Source organism: Acidimicrobiia bacterium (genome assembly GCA_035651955.1).
GTDB lineage: Bacteria > Actinomycetota > Acidimicrobiia > IMCC26256 > JAMXLJ01 > JAMXLJ01.
Genome location: DASRES010000027.1, coordinates 1 through 10,468, shown reverse-complemented (window position 1 = coordinate 10,468; position 10,468 = coordinate 1). Strand labels below are relative to the sequence as shown.

The window sequence follows — 10,468 nt, the reverse complement described above, 5'->3', positions numbered from 1 at the left end:
TGCTCGCCCGGGCGCAGGTTGTGGTCGGCGAGGCGATAGCGCGCCGCGGCCGCGAGGTGGTCGCGCAACGCCCGGCCGTCGGGGTCCGCGGCCCGGCGGAACAGGCGCGCGATCACGGGTTGCCCGAGCCGCCCCGCGACGCGGGCGACGCGCGAGTCGTCCGGCTCGCCGGTCCGCAGCAGCAGCCAGGTGAGTGCGACGTCCACGCCGGCCGGTCCGCGACCGGCGTTGGTCCAGTCGATGACGGCCGGACCGTCGCGCGTGAGCAGCACGTTCAGCGGGTGCAGGTCGAGGTGGACGATCGCCGGGCCCGGGCCTGCGGGCTCGTCGACCAGCCAGTCCGGTGCCGGGATGTCGTGGAGCTGCGCGTGCAGGGCCGCGAGCGTTCGGATGTGCGCGCGGATCGAGCCCGGGTGACGAAGGAAGTCGTCGACCATCGTCGGTCCGTCGACGCGCGCGAGGACGAGATCGCGTCCGTCGACGTCGTGCACCGCAGGGGTCGGGTAGCCGTGCGCGCGCACGTGCTCGATGAGGCGTGCCTCGGGTTCGGCGTCGTAGTCGGAGCGGTACCGGCGCAGCACACGGTGAGCATCGAGCGCGTACACGTCCGCGGCGCGCCCGCGAGCGAGCAGCGGTCCGGGTGCGTCGCCCGTCGGCGCCGTCATGCGCTCCCTATCCTGCACGCACATGGTGGAGCGGATCGAGACCGATGTCGTCGTGCTCGGTGCAGGGCTCGCCGGCTTGGAGGCCGCGCGGGTGCTCGCCGGCGAGGGACGTGAGGTCGTCGTCCTCGAGGCCCGTGATCGTGTCGGCGGCCGCACCCTCAACCATGCGTTCGCAGACGGCACGGTCGTGGAGGTCGGCGGGCAGTGGATCGGCCCGACCCAGGACCGGATCGCGCGGCGCGTCCGCGAGCTCGGGCTCGAGACGTTCCCGACGTACGACACGGGCGACAACGTGCTGGAGACGGGCCCGACGACGACGCGCTACCGCGGGACGATCCCGCGCATCAGCCCGCTCGTGCTCGCCGACATGGCCCAGGCCCAGCTGCGCTTCGACCGGATGGCGCGACAGGTCCCGCTCGACGCCCCCTGGGCCGCGAGACACGCCCCGCGGTGGGACGGGCAGACGTTCGAGACGTGGATCCGCCGGAACGCGCTCACCGCGAAGGCGCGCGACCTGTTCCGGGTCTACTCGTCAGCCGTGTTCGCCGCGGAGCCGTCCGACTTCTCGTTGCTGCACGCGCTGCTGTACACGCACTCGGGTGGCGGTGTCGACATGCTCGCCGGCACGCGCGGCGGCGCGCAGCAGGACCGCGTCGTCGGCGGTTCCCAGCTCGTCGCGCTGCGCATGGCGGACGCACTCGGCGACCGTGTCCGGCTGCGCTCGCCGGTCCGGCGCATCGAGCAACGCGAGGACAGCGTGATCGCGCTGACCGACGACGCGCTCGTCGACGCGCGCCATGCGATCGTCGCCGTCCCGCCGACGCTGGCCGGTCGCATCGCGTTCGACCCGCCGCTGCCCGCGTACCTCGACCAGCTGCTGCAGCGCGTTCCCGCCGGCTCGGTGACGAAGATCAACGTCGTGTACGACGCGCCGTTCTGGCGCGACGACGGGCTCACGGGTCAGGCGACGAGCACCAACGGCCCGGTGAAGATCACGTTCGACAACTCGCCGCCGTCCGGCCGGCCCGGGATCCTCGTCGCGTTCCTCGAAGGTGCCGAGGCGCGCCGGCTCGGGTTCGTCCCGGCCGGGGAACGTCGGGACGCCGTCCTGGGTTCGCTCGTCGGCCTGTTCGGCGATCGCGCGCGCCGGTGCGTCGACTACGTCGAGCTCGACTGGTCCGCCGAGGAGTGGACACGCGGCTGTTACGGCGCGCACTTCCCGACCGGTGTGTGGACGCAGTACGGACCCGCCTTGCGCGCGCCCGTCGGACGCGTCCGTTGGGCCGGGGCGGAGACCGCGACGCGCTGGAACGGCTACATGGACGGCGCCCTCGAGTCGGGCGAGCGCGCCGCCCGGGAGGTCCTCGCCCAGGCGTAGTGTTCGCCGCATGCCGCTGCTCGACGAACGTCACGACTTCGCGCACCCGGTCGAAGGCGACGAGGCGTGGAGCGAGTCGTACTACTTCAACGCGTACGACCCGGTGAGCGACTCGGGGTTCTTCACCCGCATCGGCGTGCGCCCGAACGAGGGGACGATGGACGTCGGTCTGTCGGTGTGGCTTCCCGGAGGCGGGCTCGCGCATCTCTCGTCGGTGCGCGAGTGCCGCGAGATGACCGACACCGAGCTCGCGGTCGGGGGCGTGCGCTACGAGCGCGTCGAACCGATGCGTTCGTGGCGGATCACGGCTGAAGGCGACGCGTCCGTACAGGACACGGAGCGCGCACCGGTCGCGCTCGCGCTCGACGTCCGGTTCGACGCGCTCACGCCCGCGGTCGGTGTCGACGGGCAGGGGAGCGAACGTGATGCCCGCCGCGGCGCCAACGGCGCGAGCGCGGCGACGAGCCAGACCGTCGGCAAGGGTCATCTCGAGCAGGCCGGTCGGTGGACGGGCTGGATCGGCGTCGACGGCGCCCGTCACGAGCTCGGTGACGCGCGCGGCAACCGGGACAAGTCCTGGGGGCCGCGCCGGTGGGGCGGCCCGCGCATGTGGCGGTGGTTCTCGATCAACGTCGGTGACGACGTCGCGTTCGGTGGCATCCGCATCGGTACCGAGCTCGGCGACCTGCACCGTGGGTGGGTGTGGCGTGACGGCGAGCACGCCTCGATCCGCGAGTGGGACGTGCACACCGAGCTCGAGCCCGACGGGCTCACGCATCGCGTCACCGAGGTGCGCGCGACCGACAAGCGCGGCCGCGTGCACGAGCTGCACGGTGAGCTCCTCCGCGTCGCGCCCGTCGCGCACGACCGCGGTGGGCAGCGCACCGTCTTGAACGAGGGGCTCGCCCGCTGGACGTACGAGGACCGCACCGGGTACGGAATCGCCGAGTACCTGCACCAGCTCGACGGCGACGGGAAGCCGGTCGTCCCGATCGAGTAGCGCTACTCCTCGGTCTCGTCGAGCATCGCCGCGAGCGTCGCGCCGTTGCGCACGCCGAAGTCGCGGTAGCAGTTGTTCATGAGCGCGTGGACGCTCTTGGCGTCGTTGCGCAGCTCCTGCAGCTTCGGCACCCACTCTTCCAGCTCGCGGTCGGGGTAGTCGTACGCGAACCGCTCCGCCGCGGTGACGCCCTTCTTCTCCCACGTCTCCGCGTTGCGACCGTGGAACCGCACGACGGCGACGTCGTCCGCCGTCGCCGCGACGGTCGGCGGTACCGACGACTTGAACCCCTGCGGCTCGTCCACGCACACGTACACGAGGTCGCGCTCGTCGAGGAACGTGAGCGTGCGCTCCGCGTGCTTCTCGTCCATCCAGAGGTGCTGGCGGAACTCGACCGCGGCGCGGTCGGGCGCGACGGCGGGCGCGAGCGCGTCGAGCGCGTCGAACGCGTGCTTGCCGGGCACGAACCACTGCGGGAACTGGAACAGGATCACGCCGAGCTTGCCGGCGTCGCGGAGTGGCGAGAGCGCGTCGAGGAAGCGACGCATCGCCTCGTCGCGCACCTCCGCGGGCAGGTCCTTCGGGTACACGTTCCGCTTCTTCGCGAGATCGGCGGGAAGGTCTTCCCGGATGTCGCGCCAGAGCGATCCCGGCGGGGTCGGGTGCTCCGTGAGGAGGCGGTAGGCCTTGACGTCGAACACGAACCCGTCGGGCGAGCGTTCCGCCCATGCCTGCGCGACGTTGCGCGCCGGCGGCGCGTAGTAGGTCGAGTCGACCTCGGTGATCGGGAAGTGCGCCGCGTAGTACCGCAGGCGCTCCTCGGCGCTCGTCACGTCGTCGGGATAGAACAGCCCCGACTTGACGAGCGTCGGCTCGGTCCACGCCGTCACGCCGACGAGCAGCGACCGGTCCCGCACCTCCCACGCCGGGCCGGCCGGGACGAACCGGTCGTCGTCTGGCGCGGGCACCGCCTTCTTCTTCGCCGGCATGCCGGACCAGTCTGCTCCAATGGCGTGATGGTGCGTCCTCACGAGGTGGTCACGCTCGAGCCCATCGGTGCCGTCGTCGGCGGTCGCGCTGACGCCGTCGACGACCACTGGGGCGGCGTCGCAGCGACGATCGTGCTCGACGCCGACCGGTTCCCGTCGAGCGCGACCGACGGGCTCGACGGGTTCTCGCACGTCGAAGTGGTGTTCCTGTTCCACCGCGTCGACCCGGCGACCGTGACCATCGGCGCGCGCCACCCGCGCGGCCGCGAGGACTGGCCCGCGGTCGGGATCTTCGCTCAGCGGGCGAAGATGCGGCCGAACCGGATCGGCGTCAGCCGCTGCGAGCTGCTCGCGGTCGACGGGCTCGCGCTGCACGTGCGAGGCCTCGACGCGATCGACGGCACGCCGGTTCTCGACGTGAAGCCGTGGATGGACGAGTTCGGACCCCGTGGCGCGGTGCGACAACCGGGATGGTCGAGGGAGCTGATGCGGGAGTACTGGGAGTAGCACGAGTTGGACGAGACCGTTCTCGACGCCGGCGACTTCTCGACCTGGCTGCGCGACATGCGCGCCGCGCTCCGGGGCGAGCGCGGCGCCGAGGTTCCCTGCGACGGGTGCAACGCGTGTTGCCGGTCGTCGCAGTTCGTGCACGTCGAACCCGACGAGCACGACGCGCTCGCGCACATCCCGCGCGAGCTGCTGTTCCCCGCGCCGGGACTGCCGCGCGGCCACCGGGTCCTCGGCTACGACCAGGACGGCCGCTGCCCGATGCTCGTTGACGACCGTTGCTCGATCTACGACCACCGCCCCCGTGCGTGCCGCACGTACGACTGCCGCATCTTCGCGGCGACCGGGATCGAGGCGGACGACGAGTTGGTCGCTCGACGTGTCGCGCGGTGGCGGTTCACGTTCGCCGACGCCGACGCACGTGCGACGTCCGACGCGTTGCGCGCCTGCGCATCCCGTGTGACGGGTCGGAACGCGACCGAGCGGGCGGTGCGCGCACTGCGATCGACATGACGCCGCGCGCATCGCAGGGTCTGCGCGGCACGCGTGGCATCACATACGGCATCACCGGTGACGCCACGCCGCGTCGAGAGGGACCGCCGCGTGCGTGCCGGGCGACGTCGCTCGCACAGGGCGGTCCCGCGGGACCGTTCTGAACGCTGTTCGAAACGGTCCCGCGGAACCTTTGCCCGCGGACCTCGAGGAGCTCCATGACCGATCTGGCCGAGCTGCAGCGGCTGATGGAGGACATCTACGGCGCACGCGATCGTGCGCGCGGCATCCCCGCGACCGTCGCATGGCTCGCCGAGGAGATGGGGGAGCTCGCCAGAGCCGTGCGCAAGGGGACGCAAGACGAGCAGCTCCACGAGTTGGGCGACACGCTCGCGTGGCTCGCGTCGCTCGCGAACCAGCTCGGCCTCTCGCTCGACATCGCGGTCGAGCGCTACGAGAACGGCTGCCCGCGATGCGGCCGCGCCCCGTGCACCTGCACGGGATGACGAGCTGGGTGCGACCGTCGCTAGCCTGCCCCGATGCAGGAGCGAGCCCAGGACGTCAAGACGCGCGTCGCCGGTCTGTTCGACCGCCTCGCACCGACGTACGACACCGTCATCCCGTTCTTCGGCACGTTCGCCCGGCGGCTGGTGGAGATCGCCGACCTCACGAGCGGCGCGCGGGTGCTCGACGTCGCGTGCGGGCGCGGCGCGTGCTCGCGCGCAGCCGCTGCGGCCGTCGGTCCCCGCGGCTGTGTCATCGGTCTCGACATCTCGGAGGCGATGGTCGATGCAACCGCGAAGGAGCTCGCCGGGCACGGCCTGCGCCAGGTCGAGGTGCGGGTCGGTGATGCCGAGCACATCGACGCGCCGGACGAGTCGTTCGACGCGGTCGTCTGCGGGTTCGGCGTGTTCTTCTTCCCCGACCCCGACCGCGCGCTGGCGGAGTGCCACCGTGTGCTCGTTCCCGGCGGCCGGCTCGCGGCGTCGACCTTCACCGACGCGGTGTCGTGCTACCCGTGGGTGACCGACGTCGCGGCCGAGCTGGGTCGTCCGCCGACGCTCCCGGACAGCCCGGTGCGGAAGGCCGAGGGCTTGCGGGCCGCGCTCGAACGGGCGGGGTTCGCCGGCGTGAGCACGACTCGCGTCGAGGAGCGGTTCGTGTTGCGCGACGTCGACGAGTTCGTCGCGTTCACGTGGTCGACCGGCATACGACGCATGCTCGAGACGCTCGACGCCGACGAGCTCCGTCGCTACCGCGAAGCATCGGCCGCTCGGCTCGCCGGCCACGCCGTCGAGGGCGGCTACGAGTACGTCCAGGCCGTCGACATCACGGTCGCGTTGCGGCCCTGACCGGCGTCTCCCCGGGACGACGTTCCCGGGGCGCAATACTCGTGCCGTGTCGGTCCGGGTCGGGTTCGCCGTCGGGCTCTCCGTGCTTACCGCGTTCCTGTATGCGCTGAGCAACGTGCTCGAGCTCACCGAGGCCGAACGCGTCCCCGACGACGACTCGATGAGCCCGGGGCTCCTGCTCCGGCTGGTCCGCCGGCCGCGCTGGCTGCTCGGCCTGCTGTCCGACGTCGGGGGCTACCTCACGCAGGCCGGCGCGCTCGCGCTGGCCGCGGTCGCGTTCGTCGAACCGATCCTCGCGTCGGGGATCATCATGGCGCTCGTCCTCGGCGCGGTGATGACGCAACGACGGGTGCTGCGCAGGGACTGGATCGCCGCGCTGATGCTGTCGGGCGGGCTCGCGATCTTCCTGTACGAGGTGTCGCCGACCGGCGGACGTGACATCGCGCCCGCGGGTCGATGGATCGTCGCCGGTCCGACGCTGTTCGTCGTGATCGTCGCGTGCATCACGTCGGCGCGCGCGTGCCGCGGTCCGACACGCGCCGCGCTGCTCGGCATCGCGGCCGGCATCTCGTTCGGTGCGTCCGCGATCCTGACGAAGGCGCTCGTGCACTACTTCGGCGACGGCGTGTTCGGATTCGTGCCGCACTGGGAGCCGTACCTCCTCGCGGTCACGTCGATCGGCGGCGTCTCGATCGCGCAGAGCGCGTTCCAGACCGGCTCGCTCGCCGCGTCGGTCGGGACGACCGAGGCGATGGGACCGTTGACCGCGGCGGCGCTCGGCTTCGGGATCCTCGACGAGCGACTCGCCGCACACGGTGCGATCGTGGTCACCGTCGTCGTGCTCTCCGTCGTCGTCATGCTCGTCGACATCGCCGCGCTCGCGCGGGCCGAGGAGCGCCTCGTCGCACCGGCGGCGCGCCGCCACGCCGCGCCTGACGCGATGGCGGGAGCCGTCTGCGACGCGGAGTAGCGGCGCGTACGCCAGCGCGCCACTGGTCAGCCACTCTCCGCCTGCCAGCGGGCCGCGACCTCCTGCAGCACCTGCGCGCGACGGCGCCCGGCGTAGACCGCGAAGTGCCGGACGAGCTCCTGCATCTCGTCGTACGACACGTCGCCCGAACCGAGCGCGGACGTCACGTGGGACCAGATCGGCCCGATCGCGTCCGACACGCCGACGCACGGGATCGTGACGAGACGACGCTCGCGGCGCGTCAGCCCGGGCCGCAGCCACAGGTGACCGAAGACGTAGTTCAGGATGCCGGCGTGGAAGTACGGCGAGTCCTGCGACGGCGCGCCGATGAGGTTCACGTCCTCGAAGCAGCGCACACCTGCCGCGATCCGCTCGGCCGGGTCGGGGATCCCGAGATCGTCGACGCCGCGCACCGGGAACGGCGGCGCCGGCTCGCCCCGCTCGTCGTGCAGGCGCTGCCACTGCGTGCGGACCGTCATCTCGAGCTGTGACGCGCGCGGCCAGCCGCAGTACACCGCGAAGTGCAGCGTGAGCTCGTTCAGCTGCTCGAGCGTGAGCTCGCCGCCCGCGAGCGCGGCGTACACGTGGTCGTCCATCGCCGGTCCGTCGACGGCCGCGCTCACGCACACGATCGTCACGAACCGCCGATCGCGGACGCCGAGACCGGGACGGCTCCACACGTCGTCGCTCAACGCGCTCCTCCTTCGGCGCTCGGTCGCGCAACTCCCATGCGGTCGAGCGCGGCGTCGGCGGTGGCGAGCAACGTCGAGTCCGTGAGGGCGGCGTGCTCGGCGAGGATGCCGACGTCCTTGGCGAGGAGCGGCCCCGCGACCGAGGCGAGGAAGTCGAGGTCGAAGCCGCCCCCGGCGACGACCTCGGCCGCGTAGCTGCGGGCGCTCCCGCTCGCGAGGACGCTCGCGACCGCGGCGCGGTCGAGCCCTCGTTGCGTGGCGAGGTCGAACGCCTCGGCCGCGAGCGCGAGCTGCGCGGCGAACACCACGTTGTTCAACAGCTTGACCTCCTGGCCCGCGCCCAGCGGTCCGACGTGCAGGACCGGGTCGCCGAACGTCTCGAGGATCGGGCGGCACCGGGCGACGACGTCGGCGGGTCCTCCGACCATCACGAGCAACTGGCGGTCCGCGGCCTTCTGGCCGCCGCCGCTGACGGGCGCGTCGACGACGTGGAGCGCGGGGAAGTCGTCCTGCAGGCGGATGCACGTCGCGGGATGCACGGTGCTGTGCACGACGACGATCGACCCGTCGCCCATCGTCGCGAGCGCGCCGTCGGGCCCCCGCAGGACGTCGTCCACACCGGCGTCGTCGACGACGCAGACGCACAGGACGTCCGATGCGGCACCGAGCTCGGCGCGCGTCGCCGCGATCGCCACGCCGGTGCCCGTGAACGGCTCCAGGGTCTCGGGACGGCGCGCCCACAGCGTCGTCGGATAGCCCGCGTCCACGATGCGACGAGCCATCGGCGCGCCCTGGCCGCCGAGCCCGACGAAGCCGACACGTGTCACGACAACTGCTCCTCGATCATCCGCTGCACGTACGCCTCCGGGTCCGACGCTCGCGCGCGCAGCTCGTCGTGGATCTCCGGTGCGGTGACGACGAGGAACGTCCCCGCGGTCACGGCGACGGCGACGAGCTCACCGACGACATCCGCGTCGACGAGGGCGTGCTGCGGTGCGCGCGGCGACGTCGCCTCCCCGTAGAACGTGATCTGCTCGACGATGTTCGTGGCGACGCCCGACGGGCAGACGCACGTGACGCCGATGCCCTTCGGACCGAGATACAGCGCGAGCGCTTCGGACACCCCGACGACCGCGTGCTTGCTCGCGACGTAGGGGAGCCGGTCGAACCCGTATGCCAGCAAGCCGGACGCGGAGGCCGTGTTCACCACGTGCCCGCGACCCTGCTCCAGCAGCAACGGCAGGAACACGAGGTTGCTGCGGGCGATGCTCAACACGTTGAGGTCGAGCACGCGCTGCCAGGCCTCGACAGGCAGCGACTCCGGTGCGCCCATGACGAGAACGCCGACGTTGTTGCACACGACGTCGACGCGGCCGAACCGCTCGAGACAACGGTCGCGCAGCACTTCGAGGTCGCCCTGCCGTGCGACGTCGACCGGGACGCCGATCGCCTCACCACCGGTGCGTGCGACGAGCGCGACCGTCTCCTCGACACGCCCCGCGTCGACGTCGCTCACTGCCACGCGCGCGCCACGAGCCGCGAAGGAGCGCGCGACTGCGCGGCCGATGCCGCTCCCCGCGCCAGTGAGGACCGCCACCGCGCCGTCGAGGTCGAACGGAACCGTCATGCGACCGCAACCCTCCCATCCGCGTGACGGCTCGCGCACGGTGCCAGGATGCGCGCGGGGTGAGGGCCATGCATTCCCGGAGGAAGCGTGAGCCCCGAAGAGATCGCCGCGAGCGAGCGGCGACGCCTGGTCGCCGAGCGTGTGACGAACGGCGTGCTCGCGTGACCGACCGTCGGCATCCGCTCTGGCGGACGATCGAGCGCCAGGCCGAGCGCAACGGCTGGGATCGATCGCAGACGTCGGCCGGATCGGCCGGGCTCGTGATGATCTTCCGGCGGGGGGAGGAACGGCTCGAGGTCCACTTCGGCGCGGTGTCCGGCAAACGGGGGATCCCGTTCTTGACGGCGCGCTACCGCGCCACACGCGATGCGGAGCTGGTCTCGCTCACCGCGCCCGACGCGGTCCTCAGGGTTCTCGAAGCTCCAAGGGAGTGATTGCGCCCTGGATGGACGGCGCGTCCGCTCTCGCCGTGAGACGCGAGCCGCCCCCGGCTCTGGCGGGGGCGAGTGCCGGGGGCGCGCTCGTGTGATGCCGGACGCGTCGGGGAGACAGTCCGGGGCGAGACGGGGGTCGCGCCGCCTCCCGAGAAGTATCGGGTCGCGATGCACCGCCACTTGAGTGTGACGAGGTCACTCCCTCCGCAAGGGGACGGCGCGATGCATCACACCCGGTAACGTCGCGGGGGACGAGGTCGCCGGGAGGTCTCCGTCGACTCCGGGCGGGGTGGCTCGTGCGCGACGGAGACCTTGACCGGCGAGCGCCGCGTCGGCGGGCAGGGTGAGGCCGACGTGAAGCG

Annotated in this window: 13 protein-coding genes; 8 read left to right on the top strand and 5 right to left on the bottom strand. The window is 72.2% G+C overall.

What is annotated here, in order from left to right; translation table 11 throughout:
* A partial coding sequence (locus tag VFC33_07010; GenBank protein ID HZR12985.1) for a phosphotransferase occupies positions 1-665 on the bottom strand: 665 nt, incomplete at its 3' end.
* Between VFC33_07010 and VFC33_07005 the strand changes: the two genes are divergently transcribed.
* Together VFC33_07005 and VFC33_07000 are read left to right on the top strand one after the other, a co-directional pair.
* On the top strand, positions 664-2,043 hold the full coding sequence (locus VFC33_07005; GenBank protein ID HZR12984.1) for a flavin monoamine oxidase family protein: 1,380 nt from the start codon (positions 664-666) through the stop codon (positions 2,041-2,043). The genes VFC33_07010 and VFC33_07005 overlap by 2 nt on opposite strands.
* 10 nt (positions 2,044-2,053) lie before the next feature.
* Positions 2,054-3,043 carry a hypothetical protein gene (locus tag VFC33_07000; GenBank protein HZR12983.1) on the top strand — a complete coding sequence of 330 codons (990 nt, stop codon included), beginning with the start codon at positions 2,054-2,056 and terminating at the stop codon, positions 3,041-3,043.
* 2 nt (positions 3,044-3,045) lie between these two features.
* Here VFC33_07000 and VFC33_06995 read toward each other — a convergent pair whose 3' ends face one another.
* Positions 3,046-4,032, bottom strand: coding sequence for a DUF72 domain-containing protein (locus tag VFC33_06995; protein HZR12982.1), 987 nt, complete (start codon positions 4,030-4,032; stop codon positions 3,046-3,048).
* 27 nt (positions 4,033-4,059) lie between these two features.
* Between VFC33_06995 and VFC33_06990 the strand changes: the two genes are divergently transcribed.
* The 5 genes from VFC33_06990 to VFC33_06970 all read left to right on the top strand — a co-directional run bounded on the left by VFC33_06990 (position 4,060) and on the right by VFC33_06970 (position 7,353).
* On the top strand, positions 4,060-4,539 hold the full coding sequence (locus VFC33_06990) for an SAM-dependent methyltransferase (protein HZR12981.1): 480 nt from the start codon (positions 4,060-4,062) through the stop codon (positions 4,537-4,539).
* A 6-nt stretch (positions 4,540-4,545) separates the two neighbouring features.
* On the top strand, positions 4,546-5,052 hold the full coding sequence (locus tag VFC33_06985) for a YkgJ family cysteine cluster protein (protein ID HZR12980.1): 507 nt from the start codon (positions 4,546-4,548) through the stop codon (positions 5,050-5,052).
* A gap of 197 nt (positions 5,053-5,249) precedes the next feature.
* Complete coding sequence (locus VFC33_06980; GenBank protein ID HZR12979.1) at positions 5,250-5,537, top strand: MazG nucleotide pyrophosphohydrolase domain-containing protein; 288 nt, start codon at positions 5,250-5,252, stop codon at positions 5,535-5,537.
* 33 nt (positions 5,538-5,570) lie between these two features.
* Positions 5,571-6,383, top strand: coding sequence for a methyltransferase domain-containing protein (locus VFC33_06975; protein ID HZR12978.1), 813 nt, complete (start codon positions 5,571-5,573; stop codon positions 6,381-6,383).
* Positions 6,384-6,429: 46 nt separating this feature from the next.
* Entirely contained in the window at positions 6,430-7,353 is a 924-nt protein-coding gene (locus tag VFC33_06970) for a DMT family transporter (protein ID HZR12977.1), read from the top strand.
* Between the two features lie 26 nt (positions 7,354-7,379).
* Here the strand turns inward: VFC33_06970 and VFC33_06965 are convergent, their stop codons facing one another.
* Genes VFC33_06965 through VFC33_06955 form a run of 3 tightly spaced genes read right to left on the bottom strand, consistent with a single transcriptional unit; the run spans position 7,380 to position 9,672 of the window.
* On the bottom strand, positions 7,380-8,045 hold the full coding sequence (locus VFC33_06965; protein ID HZR12976.1) for a carboxymuconolactone decarboxylase family protein: 666 nt from the start codon (positions 8,043-8,045) through the stop codon (positions 7,380-7,382).
* The gene (locus VFC33_06960; GenBank protein HZR12975.1) at positions 8,042-8,872 is read right to left on the bottom strand and encodes an NAD(P)-dependent oxidoreductase; all 831 of its coding nucleotides are present in this window, start codon (positions 8,870-8,872) and stop codon (positions 8,042-8,044) included. Before VFC33_06960 ends, VFC33_06965 begins: the two co-directional genes overlap by 4 nt.
* A complete protein-coding gene (locus VFC33_06955) occupies positions 8,869-9,672 on the bottom strand; it encodes an SDR family NAD(P)-dependent oxidoreductase (GenBank protein HZR12974.1) in 804 nt (267 codons plus the stop codon). The genes VFC33_06960 and VFC33_06955 overlap by 4 nt, the downstream gene beginning before the upstream one ends.
* A gap of 161 nt (positions 9,673-9,833) precedes the next feature.
* Between VFC33_06955 and VFC33_06950 the strand changes: the two genes are divergently transcribed.
* A complete protein-coding gene (locus VFC33_06950; GenBank protein ID HZR12973.1) occupies positions 9,834-10,106 on the top strand; it encodes a hypothetical protein in 273 nt (90 codons plus the stop codon).
* The last annotated feature ends 362 nt before the right edge of the window (positions 10,107-10,468 follow it).